Below are 14,269 nucleotides of genomic sequence, written 5' to 3'. Positions count from 1 at the left end.
CACCGGTATTTCTTTCCCGCGTCTTATCCGGGCGGCTCCGCCGCTTATCGCGGCAGGAGTTCCACCGCGACGTCCGCCGGGAAGCCGGTCGTGGGGCCGGTGCGGCGCGCGAACTCCCGTACGCCGGCGAGCTGCTCGGGGCCGAATCGGAAGTCGAGCGTGCGGAAGTACCGCTCCAGGAGTTCGGCGTCGAAGGTCTCCCAGCGGGCGGCCTGTTCGGCGACCTTGGCGACCTCTTCGAGGGAGAGGTCGCGCGAGGCGAGGAAGGCCTGGTGGACCTCGTGGACGGTCTCCGGCTCGCGCGCCAGGAAGTCCTTGCGGGCCGCCCACACGGCGAAGACGAACGGCAGGCCCGTCCAGTCCTTCCACATCAGCCCCAGGTCGTGGACCTGGAGGCCGAGCCGGGGCGCGTCGTGCAGGGAGGCCCGGAGCGCGGCGTCGCCGATCAGGACGGCGGCCTCCGCCTCCTGCATCATCAGGCCCAGGTCCGGCGGGCAGGTGTAGTAGTCGGGCTCGACCCCGTACTGCTCGGAGAGGAGCAGCTGGGCGAGGCGTACCGAGGTGCGGGAGGTGGAGCCGAGGGCCACGCGCGCGCGGTCGAGCTCCCCCAGGGGCCGCTGGGAGACGATCACGCAGGACATGACGGGCCCGTCGCAGCCGACGGCGATGTCGGGGAGCGCGACCAGCCGGTCGGCGTTGCGGAGGTATTCGACGAGGGTGATGGGCCCGATGTCGAGATCGCCGCGGACGAGGCGCTCGGAGAGCTTCTCCGGGGTGTCCTTGGTGAGCTCGAGATCGAGGAGCGTCCCGGTCCTGGCCAGGCCCCAGTAGAGGGGAAGGCAGTTCAGGAACTGGATGTGCCCGACGCGGGGCCGGCTGCGCTGGTGGTCGTCGGTTGCTTTGTCCACATCGCGAGGCTAGACCCGTCTCGCAGTGCGGGCATCGGCGGGGCACGCGCGTCAGCACACGGAGCGGAATCAAACATGCGGGTGACGTGATCTTTCCCTCTACCGCGCGGAGCGTCCTGCGTGCTACGCTCAACGCAAGTTGCAGTTTGGTTTCCCTTGCAGTACAGAGCCTGCGGAGCATGTGACCCGCAGGCTTTTGTAGTTTTCAGACTTGTTTGCAGGTTCTGGAGCAGGGCGACCCTTTGGCCCATAGGAGGGCTCATGGCTACCGGAACCGTGAAGTGGTTCAACGCTGAAAAGGGCTTCGGCTTCATCGCCCAGGACGGCGGCGGCCCGGATGTCTTCGTCCACTACTCCGCGATCAACGCGAACGGCTTCCGCTCGCTCGAGGAGAACCAGCTCGTGACCTTCGACGTCACGCAGGGCCCGAAGGGCCCGCAGGCGGAGAACGTCACCCCGGCCTAAGTTGCCCGGGTCGGCGAACGCACGACTAGAGCAGTACCCAAGGAGCCCCGCTCCGTGCCTCGCGGCACGAGCGGGGCTCCTGCCCTTTTCAGCAGGTGGGGATCACGGTCCCGTTGTTGTCCCGGGCCTCGTCGTTGCCCCAGCGGGACAGGTAGTACGCGGAGACGTACGCCCCGTAGCCGTTCTTGCCGGCGTAGACGGTGTCGAGGTCGGTCCGCAGCCACCAGTGGTTGTAGTTCCCCGAGCCGTCGCGGACCTCCGCGCCCCAGACCTTGCAGTACACGTAGTTCGTGCCCGCGTTCAGGACGCCCTGCGGGTCGTTCGTGTTCGCCTGGGCGTAGCCGGTGGCGTTGGCGAAGGTGTCGACCCAGTACTCTCCGCCTCCCCCGCCCGAGCAGCCGTTGTCGCTGGTCAGGGACTTGGAGCCGTATGAGGAGGGGTAGGGGGCGAGGGAGACGCCGTTGATCACGATGGTCTGGCCGACGCCGTTGTAGAGCTGTTCGTAGTGGATGTGGGCGCCGGAGCTGTTGCCGGTCGAGCCGGTGGTGCCGATCTGCTGCCCCTGGGAGACCTGGGCGCCGTCGGCGACGGAGTAGGCGCTGAGGTGGAAGTAGTACGTCTTCCAGCCGCCGCCGTGGTCGATCACGATGTAGTTCCCGGCGCCGGTCGGCTGGGAGTAGCGGTGGGCGGTGCCGGACGCCGAGGCGAGGACCGGGGTGCCGGCGGTGGTGCCGCCGTCGGCGCGGACGAAGTCGAGCGCCTGGCGGACCTCGGCCGAGTGGTGGCTGTAGGTCCAGGTCTGCCCGCAGGGGAACGGCGCCTTGAAGAGCGGCGCGGCCTGGGCGGGGCCGGCGGTGACGAGCGCGGTGAGCAGGCCCGCGACGAGCGCGAGGAGGGTGCCGAGGGGGGTGATCCGTGCACGCATACGTCCTCCGGTGAGGGCGAGGGGACAAGGGTCGACGCGCGTTGAACGGACCACAGAGTGCCCGAAGATCGCGGGTCGCAGTAGCCCGCGAGAACCACACCCGTACGGCGGTGGTTACGTAGTCTGGACACATGACCGAACGCAAGCCGCCCGGAGTCAGCTTCGAGTCGTTCGTCGACAAGCAGATCCGCGAGGCCGCGGAGCGCGGCGAGTTCCGGGGCCTGTCCGGCTTCGGAAAGCCCCTCCCCGACGACTCGGCCCCGTACGACGAGTTGTGGTGGATCAAGGGGAAGATGCACCGCGAGGGCGCGCCCGTCCTGCCGCCCTCCCTCGCGCTGCGCAAGGCGGCCGAGGACGCGGAGGCGGCGGTCGCCGCGGCCGTCTCGGAGCACCAGGTCCGCCGCATCCTCGGCGAGATCAACACCCGGATCGCGGAAGCCCTCGCCCGGCCCCCGGCCGGTCCCCCGCTGCACCTGAAGCCCTTCGACGTGGAGGCCGTCGTGGAGCGGTGGAGGGCGGAGCGTCCGTAGCCCGATGCGCAGGTCCCCCGACCCCGAGGAGCCCCCATGAACAGCGCCGGTCTGCTGCTCGACTCGTTCGGCCGGATCCGTGAGGCCGTCCACGAAGCCGTGGAGGGTCTGACGGACGAGGAGCTCACCGTACGGATCGATCCCGACGCCAACTCGGTCGCCTGGCTCGTCTGGCACCTCACCCGCATCCAGGACGACCACCTCGCGGGTGCCTTCGACACGGACCAGCTGTGGACCTCGGACGGCTGGGCCGACCGCTTCGGCCTGCCGTTCTCCAAGCGCGCCACCGGTTACGGGCAGACGAGGGCGCAGGTCGATGCGGTCCGCGCCCCCGCGGAGCTGCTGCTCGGCTACCACGACGCCGTGCACGCCCGCACGGAGGAGCTGATCCGCCCGGTCACCAACGCCGATCTGGACCGGGTCGTCGACACCTCCTGGGACCCGCCGGTCACCCTCGGCGTCCGCCTGGTGTCGGTGATCGCGGACGACCTCCAGCACGCGGGGCAGGCGGCGTACGTACGGGGCGTGGTGGAGCGGCGGGGCTGAGCCGCGCGCCTCGCGAAAAACCCCTGCGGGACGGCACAACCCCCTGATTCGATCAAGAGTCTGAATCAGGTACGGGCATGCCAAGTGCCCGCTTTCACTGGGGGTTTCGTTGCAGCACCGCATGTCCGGGCGCCGGCTCGCCGCCGCTCTGCTCACCCTGTCCACGGTCACGGCCGTGACCGGGACCCTCGTCTCCGCGCCGGCCTTCGCGGCCACCACCGCCGAGGGCCGGTGCGCGCCGACCGCCGCCGGGCTGCTGCCCGTCGGCGCCGAGATCGTCTCCACCGGCGCGTACGGCTACGTCACGACCTGCACGGACGAGAACGGCGCCACCGCGCTTGAGTGGCACCACACCGATGGCACGGTGTCGACGCTGTCCGGGCCGAACGGCTACGACTCCAGCTCCGACTACATGCTGACGGGCGACGGCAGCATGTTCACCGCGTACAACCCGACGACCTCGGACTACGCCGGCCTCAACATGGGCGTGTTCGGCTATGACGCCCAGCTGGTCGGCGCGGCCGGACCCGTCCTGTACGTCAGCGCGCCCGCCCCGGCCGGCGCGGCGGGCCGCGAGCTGTGGCAGCTGGAGAGCGTGAACGGCTTCGTCCGCAAGACGAAGATCACCAACACCGTCAGCAACGACGTCTTCGACTACACCGAGCTCGCCCACAAGGTCGTCGGCGTGGGCAAGGACCCGAACGGCCGGCCGGCCGTGCTCGTCCTCATCAAGGGGACGCGCGACATCGGCGTCGGGGAGCCGACCCCGTACGCCCTGGAGGCCCTGGTCCCGGTGAGCACCGGCACCCCCATCCAGCAGGAGTGGACCCACGGCGCCGGGGACTGGGACGCCGGGGCGACGGGCGCGCTCACCGAGAAGTACCGGGCGTGGGTCACGAACGTGGCGGGCGCCCCGCAGCTCCGGGTGCGCGGCTCCGGCGGCTTCTCCAAGGACCTCGTGCTCAGCGACGTCGCGGGGCAGCCGGTCGTCGCCGGGATCATCGGCGACACCGTCCTGTACGCGGCCCGGCGCGACCCGCACGCCGGTCCCGAGGTGCTGACGCCGCTGTACGCGGTGAACGTGACCACGGGTGGAGTCGGGTCCAAGGTGCTGGAGAACGTCTCCTCGGTCGCGCACGCGCCCGACGGCGGCCTGCTCGTGCGCGGCACGAGCAGCACGGCGGACGGGCTGTTCCGGATCGGCGCGGACGGGACCGGGAGGCCGGCCGTGGCGACCGTCGTCGAGACCGGCCGGCAACTGGGCGTCAAGGTGACCGGCTCGTCGGTCCCCGCCTCGGTGAACCTGGAGAAGGCGACCGCGGTCCCGATGGAGTGGTCCCTGTCCCGCGGTGACGCCGACGTGGAGGTCACGCTCCGGCACGCCGCGACCGGCAGGAAGTTCGTCGCGCACCTGGTGAACCCGGTGAGCGGGAACACCTTCCGGCTGACCTGGGACGGCGTCCTCGAGGGCATCAGCGCCCCGAACGGCGCCTACACCTGGTCCATGAAGGCGACCCCGAGCGACGGCACCGCCCCGGCGACCGTCTCCGGCGGCTTCACGGTCACCCGTAAGGCCAACCCGCACGACGTCAACGACAACGGCTCGACCGACGTCCTCGCCCGGGACGCCTCCGGCGTGCTGTGGCGGGACGACCTGTTCGACTGGCCGACGGGCGGCCGGGCCGACACCGCGAAGCGGACGAAGGTCGGCACCGGCTGGGGGATCTACCGGCAGATCGAGGCCGTCGGCACCATCGCGGGCTCGCCCGTCGGCGACCTGATAGCCCTCGACGGCACGGGCGTGCTGTGGCAGTACCAGGGCAAGGGCGACGGCACCTTCGCGACCCGCGTGAAGGTCGGCTCCGGCTGGGGCGGTTACACCAAGCTCGCCGGAGGCTCGGACCTGAACGGGGACGGCCGCTCCGACCTCCTCGCCACGGACGCCGCGGGCGGGCTGTGGTTCTACAAGGGCACCGGTTCCGCCACCGCCCCCTACGCGACCCGCGTGAAGGTCGGCGGCGGCTGGGGGATCTACAACCAGATCACGGCCGTCGGCAACATCGCGGGCTCGTCCGCCGGCGACCTCGTCGCCCGCGACACCTCGGGCGTCCTCTGGCTCTACCAGGGCAACGGCACCGGCGGCTTCGGCACCCGCGTGAAGGTCGGCTCCGGCTGGGGCGCCTTCTCCCAGCTGGTCGGCGCGGGCGACATCGACACCGACGGCCGCCCGGACCTGATCGCGTACGGAGCGGGCGGCACGTACGTCTACCGCTCGACGGGCTCGGCGACGGCACCGTTCACCCGGATGGCGACGTCGCTGTACGCGGGCGAGGGCAGCAAGTTCAACTCGGTCGCCTGACCTGCCCGTACAACCATTCGGTCTCCGGGGGAGTCATGCGGGTGTGGCGAGTGGTCGCCACACCCGCATCCCTGGGGGAGAAAAGCACCTTGATGCACATACGCACCACCCGTGTGCGGCTGGGCGCCGCCGTCGCGGCCGTTCTCGCCGTCACGGCAGGCGGTCTGACGGCCGCCGTGCCCGCCGCGGCCGCCGCCCCGTCCGCCGTCGCGGCCGAGGCCGGCACCTCGGCGGTCCTGCCCTACCCGGACCGGACCGACCGGCCCCGGCTCGTCTCGGCCGGCGCGACCGGGTTCTTCACCTGGACCTGGCGCGACAACGCCCCGCACGCCGTCTGGACCCGCCTGGACGGCACGACGGTCGAGCCGTGGTCGCTGAACCAGGACTGGATCACCCGGTCCTTCGCGTCCGACGTGCTCGTACGCGTCCAGTCCTCCGGCTACGTCACCCTCCGGGACATGGCGACGGACCAGGACGTCCTGTCCGTCCACGCGGGCTCGTCCTTCCTCGGCGCCGTCGGCCGCACCCTCCTCACCACGGAGGCCAACGCCACGGGCGGGCAGGCCGTGCACCTGCACGCCAAGGACGCCGACGGCAAGATCGGTGACAGGCCCGTGACCGGCATGGCCGCCGACGCGCAGGTCTTGAAGCTCCTGGCCGCCACCCCCGACACCGCCCTGCTGACCTACGTCACCGGCGGGGAGACGGCCGCCGTGCGGCGGCACTGGGCCACCGTGGACCTCGCCACCGCCGCCGTCACCGAGACCGCGCCCATCGCGGGCGACCCGTTCCGGGAGAACCTGCCGGTCGCCCTCTCGGGCACGCACGTCGCCTGGCTGGAGCCCGGCAGCGCCGCCGACAAGGCGACCCTGGTCGTCACCGAGCGCGGCCCGGCCACCGGCACCCAGCGGATCCCCGTCGCGGGCTCGACCGACGCGCTCGGCCTGGTCGGCGGTTGGGTGACGTACGCGCAGAGCGACGGGTACGACGAGCGGAACCCGTCCCCGGCGTACGCCCTGACCGCGCGGTCCCTCACGAGCACCACGACCCGCAAGCTCATGGACGACATGGACTCCGCGGCCGTGGCACCCGACGGCGCCCTGTACGTCCAGGGCGGCACCGTCGCGAACGGCGAGGGCCTCTACCGGATCGCCCCGGGCGCGGACGGCGTCCCGGCCGTCACCCAGATCGCCTCCTCCGGCCTCTCGACCAAGGTCACGCTGCTCTCGCACACCATCCCGCCGGTCGTCGACCTCGACAAGAACGGCGGCAAGTTCACCTTGGTCTGGCAGCTCAGCCGGAACGAGGTGGAGATGACCGTCAAGATCCGCAACACGCGGACGGGCGAGACCCTGACCGACGGGGTCTATCCGCTCAGCGGCCCCTACGACCCCCACAAGGCCTCGTACACCTGGAACGGCCAGCTCGCCTGGAACAACACCCCCGACATGTCGACCGGGGCGCAGGCCGGGCCGTACACCTGGGAGATCTCGGCCAAGCCGCTGAACGGCATCGGCCCGGAGCTGAAGACCTCCGGGTCGTTCACCGTCACCCGGAAGCCCGGCGCCCACGACTACGACGCCGACGGCTCGCCCGACGTGCTCGTCCGGGACACCTCGGGCCGCCTGTGGATCGACGACATGTTCTTCAACCCCACGTTCCGCTACCCCGAGCAGAACCCGGGGCTGCTCGTCGGCTCGGGCTGGCAGGCCTACGACCGGATCGAGGCGGCCGGCAACGTCGCCGGCTCCGCCGTGAGCGACGTGCTGGCCCGTGACAAGTCCGGCGTCCTCTGGCTCTACCAGGGCACCGGCGTCGCCAAGGCCCCGCTGGCCACCCGCGTCCGGATCGGCTCCGGCTGGAACGCCTACCAGCAGATCACCGGCGGCAGCGACCTCACCGGCGACGGCCGGGCGGACCTGGTCGCCACCGACAAGGCCGGCGACCTGTGGCTCTACAAGGGCACCGGCTCCGTCACCGCCCCGTACGGCGCCCGGAAGAAGATCGGCAGCGGCTGGGGCGTCTACAACGACCTCACCGCCACCGGCAACCTCGCCGGAGCCGCGGCCGGTGACCTCGTCGCCCGCGACACCGCCGGCGTCCTCTGGCTCTACCTCGGCAAGGGCGACGGCACCTTCGCGTCCCGCGTGAAGGTCGGCGCCGGCTGGGGCGGATACGGCGACCTGCTCGGCATCGGCGACGCGAACCGCGACGGCCGTCCCGACCTGTACGCCGGCGTCCGCGGCAGCGGCGGCCGGGCCTACCTGTACGAGGGCACCGGCTCCTGGCAGCCGCCGTTCCGCACGCGCAGCCAGATCTCCTGGTACAGCGCCTCCCCGGACGTCAGTTACAACCTCTTCTCCTGACGCCCCCTCACCGAGACGTCAGCGGGACGGTCGCCCAGACCGTCTTGCCGACGGACCGGTCCTTCACCCCCCACGCCGTGGCGAGGGCGGCGACGAGCAGCAGCCCGTAGCCGCCCTCGTCCGGCTCCCGGGCCGGCACCGGCCGCCGCTCGCCGCGCGCGTCGGACAGCTCGACCCGTACGTGGTCCCCGCCGCGCTCCATCCGCACCTCGAAGTCCCGCCCCGGCACCCAGCCGTGCTGGACCGCGTTGTTCGCGAGCTCGGCGACGACCAGCTCCACCGTGTCCGCGGCGGAGCCCCTCAGACCCCAGTCCCGGAGCTGCTGCACAGCGAGTAACCGCGCCAGGCGTGCGCCCCGGCGCGTTGCCGAGAGCCGGAGCGTGAACTCACCGGTTGGGGTGGCTGTTTCGGATTTCATGTCCCCGAGCCTGGCCCTCCGGCCGTACGCTGACCAGCAGCGAATCGACGACGCTGGGTAACTGTACGGGTACGCCAAGAGGGCGGTACGGATGTCGGGGAACGAGGAGGAGCGGCCGGAACGGCCCTCCGAGGTGGACGGCACGGCGCACCTGTTCCGTGCACTCGGGAAGATCATCAAGGTCCTGCGCAAGAACGCGGGCCTCAGCCAGGCGGACCTGGCGGACATCACACATTGCAGCGAGGACCTGGTCTCCGCGATCGAGCGGGGTGTACGGACCCCACAGCCGGACTTCCTGTTGCGGGCGGACCCTGCGGTGAAGGCGGGGGGTGTGCTGGCGGCGGCCGTGGATGACGTGCGGGACGCGTTGGCCAGGGCGCGCACCCGACATCCGGACTGGTTCCAGGACTTCGCGGAGGCTGAGGCGAAGGCGGTGGCGCTGCACTATTACGCAGTGCAGGCAGTGCCGGGCATTCTGCAGACCGAGGCGTATGCGCGGTACCTCTTCGAGAACCGCCGCCCCATGCTGGACGAGGCGACGGTCGACAAGCGAGTCGCGGACCGTATCTCCCGCCAGGTGATCCTGGACAAGTGGCCCGCGCCGACCATCAGTTTCGTCCTGGAGGCAGCCGTTCTGCTCCGCCCGTTCGGCGGGCCGGAAGTCCATCGTGAACAGCTCCGCCGCATCCTCGGCGTAGCCCGTCGACGAACCGTCGACCTCCAGATCATGCCGCAGGACCATCCTGAACACCCTTACCTGGACGGCGCATTCACGCTGCTGACCCCTCCGGGGCGGCGAGAGGTGGCGTACACCGAGATCTACGGGCACGCCCGGCTCATCACCGCGCCAGAACAGGCACGCACCTACGCCGAGCGCTATGGGATCATCCGGGCGCGGGCACTCTCGCCTCAGGAGTCCCTGGCCTGGATCGAAAAACTGCTGGGAGAACGATGAACACCACGGAACTGGCCTGGTTCAAGAGCAGCTACAGCAGCTCCGAGGGCGGCGAGTGCATCGAAGTCGCCTACAACTGGCAGAAGTCCAGCTACAGCAGCGGCGAAGGCGGCGAGTGCGTCGAGGTCGCCACCCACCCCGCCCTCATCCACATCCGCGACTCCAAGAACCCCCACGGCCCCCAGCTCGCCGTCTCCCCCGCCTCCTGGGCTGCGTTCCTGGACGTAGCATCCCGGGCGTGACCTCCATAAAGTTCGTTCTCTTCGACGTCGACGGCACCCTCATGGACGCCGTCGAGAACCAGCGGCGCGTCTGGCACGAGTGGGCCGCGCGGTACGGGCTCGACGGGGGCGAGGTGTACGCAACGGCCCTGCGGACGCGGCCCGTGGAGACCTTCGCCGCCGTCGTGCCGGGCGCCGACCCGGACGAGTGCCTCGCCCTTCTGCACGCGCTGGAGGACGAGGACGTCCGTACGGGCGACTACGCGGCCTTCGACGGGGCCGTCGAGCTGCTCGGCGCGCTGCCCGCCGACCGGTGGGCGCTCGTCACGTCGAACTACGAGCACCGGGTGCGGGGGCGGTTCGAGCGGACCGGCCTCCGCTTCCCCGGGCTCATCGTCGACGCGGCCTCCGTGGCCGAGGGGAAGCCGTCGCCCGTCCCGTACCTGACCGCCGCCGAGAAGCTGGGCGCGGACCCGGCGGAGTGTCTCGTCATCGAGGACGCACCGTCCGGGGTCCGCTCCGGGCTCGACGCCGGGATGACGGTCTGGACGGTCAACACCCCGGCCCCGCACCCGGACGCCCACCGCCACTTCCCGACCCTCGCGGAGGCGGCGCCGCACATTCTGGGCGCTCTCAGCTGAGCTTCCAGGGGCGGAGCTTCTCCGGGTTCCGCACCGCCCAGATGTGCCGGATCCGGTCGTCCGCGATCTCGAACGCGAAGACGGTGACGAGCTCGCCGTCCTGCCAGGCCACCAGGCCGGGCACGCCGTTGACCGTGCGCTCCTGGAACGTCGTCCGGCCGTCCCACAGGCGGGCGATCTCGGCATAGCCCTCCGCGATCCGCTCGGCGCCGACGAGCGGGCGCAGATGGGTGACGGCGAGTCCCCCGCCGTCGGCGGTGGCGACGGCGGCGGGGTCGAGCAGGCCGACGAGGGCCTCGATGTCCTTGGCCTCCCATGCGGTCCTGAACCGCCTCACGACGCCCGCCTGGCCCGCGCTCGGGCCCGCGGGGCTCTGTGCCGTGCGGACGCGGCGGCGGGCCGAGGAGGCCAGCTGGCGGCAGGCCGCCGGGGTGCGGCCGACGATCTCGGCGACCTCGCCGAAGGGGTAGCGGAAGACGTCGTGCAGGACGAACGCGACGCGCTCCGCCGGGGTCATCGCGTCCAGGATGACGAGGAAGGCCATCGTCACCGATTCGTCGAGGGTGATCCGGTCGGCGGGGTCGTTCCCGCCGTCGCCCTCCGTGGGTTCGGGCAGCGGTTCCGGGATCCAGTCGCCGACGTACGTCTCGCGCCGGGCCCGCGCCGAGCCGAGCAGGTTGAGGCAGACGCGGCCGGCGACGGTCATCAGCCAGGCGCCGGGCTGCTCGATGGCCTGCTGCTCGCGGGCGGAGAGGGCGTACCAGCGGGCGTACGTCTCCTGCACGACGTCCTCGGCGTCCGCGAGGGAGCCGAGGAGCCGGTAGCAGAGGTTGGTCAGCCGACGCCGCTCGCTCATGATCTCGGCTCCCGTGGTCATGGTCCGGCCGTCTCCCTCGCTCGTGTGTGTGCCTCTCCCCGTTATGACAGCGCAGCGCCCCGGAATGTGAGGTCGCCGCGTCACCTCACATTCCGGCGGGCTGTCTTGTCGTCTCCGTGAAGGCGGCAACAGGAGCGAGAGGACACCCCGATGAACGACTTCCAGGCCATCGCGGACCGCGTCGAGATCGAGGCGCTGCGCGGCGAGTTCACCGACGCGGTCATGATGCGCGACCGGCCCCGGCTCGCGGCGCTGTTCACCCCGGACGGCGCCCTGCGCATGCCGAACATCCCCGTCGAGCAGATCGGCCCCGAGGAGATCCTCGCCGGGGGCGAGCGGCTGCAGGCCCAGTGGGACTTCTTCGTGCAGAACACCCACCCCGGCACGATCGAGCTCGACGGCGACACGGCGACCGGCCGCGCGTACATCCAGGAGCTCGCGCAGACCCTCGACGGGCGCCAGGGCCAGAACTACGCGGTCTACCACGACCGTTACCGGCGGACGGAGGAAGGCTGGCGGTTCGCCGAGCGGGTGTACGAGGTGCGGTATCTCGACACCTCCCCGCTGACCGGCACGGCACCCGCCTCGGCCCGTTCCGCCCCGGCCGCGTCCTTCGTCCACCCCGCGACGGACGAGCGTCTCGAACGGGTGGCGGCCGCGCTGCGGGCCCACAACTTCGCCGTCGAGATCCTCGACGACGTCGCCGAGGCGCGTACCCGCGTCAAGGAGCTGATCCCCGCGGGCTCCAGCGTGCTCACCGGGGCCAGCGAGACCCTCCGGCTCTCCGGCATCGACGAGGACCTCAACGCCGGCGGCGCGTACGACGCCGTCAGGCCGCGGATCGCGTCGATCGACCGGGCGACCGGCGCCGACGAGATCCGGAGGCTGGCCGCCTGCCCCGACTTCGTCGTGAACAGCGTCGCCGCCGTCACCGAGACCGGCTCGCTCGTCCTCGCCTCGGGCAGCGGCAGCCAGCTCCCCGCCAACGCGGGCGGCGCCGCGCGGGCGGTGTGGATCGTGGGCGCGCAGAAGGTGGTGCCGGACCTGGGCGCGGCGCTGCGGCGCATCGAGGAGCACGTCCTGCCGCTGGAGAACTCCCGCTGCCGGGCGGTGTACGGGCAGGACAGCGCGGTCAACCGTCTCCTCGTCCTCCACGCGGACCCGTACCCGGGGCGCGGCACGGTGCTGCTGCTCCGGGAGGCCGTCGGGTACTGAGCCCGGTTGGCCGGGCCGAACATGGCAGTCGGCCACCGGACGACCGCCCTGGGCGCGGCTCCGCGCCTACCGAAAGCCGAGGTGCGCATCGGTGCCGACCAGCTCGCCGCTGACGGCCCACAGACGAGCGGCGACGGCCGGGGCGGCCATATGAGAGGGGACGGGCTCACGCCTCGGTAGGCCACGCAGGCCGAAGGCCCTCGGCCCCCACAGCTGCCCTCCCCGCACCTCCGTGTCGAGGACGGCACGGACGACGGGCCATGCTCCGGCGTCCTTGCCCTGCACCAGGAGCGCGGAGGGCAAGGCGCGCAGCCGCTCGCCGAGGGTTGTCACGCTGACCGGCGGGCGGGACGGGGTGAGGGAGTCCAGTGCGCCGCCGGGGTGGGCCACCACACTGAGCACCGTGCTGCCGACGGCACGCAGGCGGCGATCGAGTTCGAAGCCGAAGCACATCTGCGCCAGCTTCGATCGGCCGTAGGCGCGCTTGGGCCGGTAGTCCTGGGTCGACTGCAGATCGTCGAGGTCCAGGCGCTCGGACCGCGCCGCGAAGCTTCCCACCGTCACGATGCGGCCCGCCGGCGCCGCGGACAGCAGGGGGGCCAGCCACCGGGTCAGCGCGAAGTGGCCGAGGTGGTTGGTGCCGAACATCAGCTCGTGGCCGTCCTTGGTCTCTCGACGCGGCGGGTCGTCGAGCGCGACCCCTGCGTTGTGGACCACCGCGTCGAGACGATCGACGTCCAGCCTGTCCACGGCTGTCTTCAGGGACGACAGGTCGGCGAGGTCCAGTCGAAGGTGGCGCACGTGCGCGCCGGGGACACGCGAGCGGATCGAGGCCATGGCGGAGTCGGCCTTCGCGCGGTCCCGGCTGCCGAGTATGACGACGGCGCCGGTGGCGGCGAGCTGCTCTGCGGCAAAGTAGCCGATCCCGGCGTTACCCCCGGTGACCAGGAAGGTCCTGCCCTCGGCGGACGGCAGCCGGTGAACGTCCCACGGTTGGCTCTGGGATGCGGGTGACACGATGACAGGCTCCTTGCGCTCCGGGGCAGCGTGCTCATGGAGAGCGCCGACCGCCCAAGGTCGCAACCGCCACCGACACACCGCCGACAGATCACGCTCACCGCCGACAGATTTCCGACACCCCTCCGGACGACCGCAGAGAGCAAAAGGGCCGCTACGCCCACGACCGGCGCGGAACCGAGAGCGACCGGAATAGCCCTGTGCGGGCGCCGGTTGCAGCGGAGCATGCGACGTGATCGGGAACCGTCCGGCGGCGGCATACATCCCCTGCTGGCCGGGCGGTTCAGCCCGTACCGGTTCGACCCGTCGGCGGTCGTCGACGACGCGTCCCTGCGGCTGCTGCTCGAAGCGGCGCGGTGGGCGCCGTCCGCCGGGAACTCCCAGCCCTGGGGCTTCTTCGTGAGCCGGCCGGGCGAGCCGGACCACGAGCGGGTGGTCCGGTACCTGGCGCCCAGCTCGGCGCGGTGGGCGGTGGACGCGGGGCTGCTGGTCGTCACGCTGACGCGCCGTCACGTGGAGGACTCGGAGGTGCTCTACTCGGAGTTCGCGGACTACGACCTGGGGCAGGCCATCGCCCACATGACCCTCCAGGCGGAGGCGCTGGGTCTGGCGTCGCACCAGTTCCGGGCCTTCGACATGGAGGGCCTCACCAAGGAGCTGGACCCGAACCCGGGGTGGGCGATCGTCTCGATGGTCGCCCTGGGGAGGGCGGCCGAGGAGCCGCCGGAGGGGCGCGGCCGGCGCAGTGTCGAGGAGCTGCTGTCGGACCCCTGGGCGCCGTCGGCGTAGGCCTGTTCACCCCTTCTTCGAACTCAAGTTGATTGCC

The 14,269-nt window shown here is 71.6% G+C and carries 15 protein-coding genes; 10 read left to right on the top strand and 5 right to left on the bottom strand.

Annotated features, from left to right (window positions below; all coding sequences use genetic code 11):
- Nucleotides 1-44 precede the first annotated feature (44 nt).
- Nucleotides 45-908, bottom strand: a complete 864-nt coding sequence (locus ACWGN5_RS29055; RefSeq protein ID WP_453520526.1) for a menaquinone biosynthetic enzyme MqnA/MqnD family protein — start codon at nt 906-908, stop codon at nt 45-47.
- Between the two features lie 261 nt (nt 909-1,169).
- Between ACWGN5_RS29055 and ACWGN5_RS29050 the strand changes: the two genes are divergently transcribed.
- Nucleotides 1,170-1,373, top strand: a complete 204-nt coding sequence (locus ACWGN5_RS29050; protein ID WP_030208785.1) for a cold-shock protein — start codon at nt 1,170-1,172, stop codon at nt 1,371-1,373.
- Between the two features lie 88 nt (nt 1,374-1,461).
- On the opposite strand, the gene ACWGN5_RS29045 is transcribed toward ACWGN5_RS29050, so the two are convergent.
- Nucleotides 1,462-2,298 carry a M23 family metallopeptidase gene (locus tag ACWGN5_RS29045; RefSeq protein ID WP_453520524.1) on the bottom strand — a complete coding sequence of 279 codons (837 nt, stop codon included), beginning with the start codon at nt 2,296-2,298 and terminating at the stop codon, nt 1,462-1,464.
- A gap of 131 nt (nt 2,299-2,429) precedes the next feature.
- Here ACWGN5_RS29045 and ACWGN5_RS29040 point away from each other — a divergent pair, with 131 nt between their 5' ends.
- The 4 genes from ACWGN5_RS29040 (at nt 2,430) to ACWGN5_RS29025 (ending at nt 8,099) form a co-directional block, all read left to right on the top strand.
- Complete coding sequence (locus ACWGN5_RS29040) at nt 2,430-2,828, top strand: DnaJ family domain-containing protein (RefSeq protein ID WP_453520521.1); 399 nt, start codon at nt 2,430-2,432, stop codon at nt 2,826-2,828.
- Between the two features lie 36 nt (nt 2,829-2,864).
- Entirely contained in the window at nt 2,865-3,374 is a 510-nt protein-coding gene (locus tag ACWGN5_RS29035; protein WP_453520519.1) for a mycothiol transferase, read from the top strand.
- A 121-nt stretch (nt 3,375-3,495) separates the two neighbouring features.
- Nucleotides 3,496-5,733 carry an FG-GAP repeat domain-containing protein gene (locus ACWGN5_RS29030; protein WP_453520518.1) on the top strand — a complete coding sequence of 746 codons (2,238 nt, stop codon included), beginning with the start codon at nt 3,496-3,498 and terminating at the stop codon, nt 5,731-5,733.
- A gap of 92 nt (nt 5,734-5,825) precedes the next feature.
- Entirely contained in the window at nt 5,826-8,099 is a 2,274-nt protein-coding gene (locus tag ACWGN5_RS29025) for an FG-GAP repeat domain-containing protein (protein ID WP_453520515.1), read from the top strand.
- A 7-nt stretch (nt 8,100-8,106) separates the two neighbouring features.
- Here ACWGN5_RS29025 and ACWGN5_RS29020 read toward each other — a convergent pair whose 3' ends face one another.
- On the bottom strand, nt 8,107-8,517 hold the full coding sequence (locus tag ACWGN5_RS29020) for an ATP-binding protein (RefSeq protein WP_453520512.1): 411 nt from the start codon (nt 8,515-8,517) through the stop codon (nt 8,107-8,109).
- Between the two features lie 91 nt (nt 8,518-8,608).
- Between ACWGN5_RS29020 and ACWGN5_RS29015 the strand changes: the two genes are divergently transcribed.
- The 3 genes from ACWGN5_RS29015 to ACWGN5_RS29005 are packed head-to-tail and all read left to right on the top strand — an operon-like array spanning nt 8,609 to nt 10,334.
- The gene (locus tag ACWGN5_RS29015) at nt 8,609-9,472 is read left to right on the top strand and encodes a helix-turn-helix domain-containing protein (RefSeq protein WP_453520510.1); all 864 of its coding nucleotides are present in this window, start codon (nt 8,609-8,611) and stop codon (nt 9,470-9,472) included.
- Nucleotides 9,469-9,714, top strand: a complete 246-nt coding sequence (locus tag ACWGN5_RS29010) for a DUF397 domain-containing protein (protein WP_453520507.1) — start codon at nt 9,469-9,471, stop codon at nt 9,712-9,714. Before ACWGN5_RS29015 ends, ACWGN5_RS29010 begins: the two co-directional genes overlap by 4 nt.
- Complete coding sequence (locus tag ACWGN5_RS29005; RefSeq protein WP_453520505.1) at nt 9,711-10,334, top strand: HAD family hydrolase; 624 nt, start codon at nt 9,711-9,713, stop codon at nt 10,332-10,334. The genes ACWGN5_RS29010 and ACWGN5_RS29005 overlap by 4 nt, the downstream gene beginning before the upstream one ends.
- Here the strand turns inward: ACWGN5_RS29005 and sigJ are convergent.
- Entirely contained in the window at nt 10,327-11,211 is an 885-nt protein-coding gene (gene sigJ / locus ACWGN5_RS29000; RefSeq protein ID WP_453520503.1) for an RNA polymerase sigma factor SigJ, read from the bottom strand. The two genes, ACWGN5_RS29005 and sigJ, sit on opposite strands and share 8 nt — an antisense overlap.
- A 150-nt stretch (nt 11,212-11,361) precedes the next feature.
- On the opposite strand from sigJ, the gene ACWGN5_RS28995 reads away from it, so the two are divergent.
- Entirely contained in the window at nt 11,362-12,426 is a 1,065-nt protein-coding gene (locus ACWGN5_RS28995; protein ID WP_453520501.1) for an LUD domain-containing protein, read from the top strand.
- 66 nt (nt 12,427-12,492) lie between these two features.
- Here the strand turns inward: ACWGN5_RS28995 and ACWGN5_RS28990 are convergent, their stop codons facing one another.
- Complete coding sequence (locus ACWGN5_RS28990) at nt 12,493-13,443, bottom strand: SDR family NAD(P)-dependent oxidoreductase (protein ID WP_453520498.1); 951 nt, start codon at nt 13,441-13,443, stop codon at nt 12,493-12,495.
- Between the two features lie 225 nt (nt 13,444-13,668).
- On the opposite strand from ACWGN5_RS28990, the gene ACWGN5_RS28985 reads away from it, so the two are divergent.
- Complete coding sequence (locus tag ACWGN5_RS28985) at nt 13,669-14,232, top strand: nitroreductase family protein (RefSeq protein ID WP_453520496.1); 564 nt, start codon at nt 13,669-13,671, stop codon at nt 14,230-14,232.
- Nucleotides 14,233-14,269: the final 37 nt, after the last annotated feature.

This window comes from Streptomyces sp. NPDC055815 (assembly GCF_053616475.1).
Note: the sequence above shows the minus strand (reverse complement) of the source record. Positions and strands in the feature narration are given on the sequence as shown.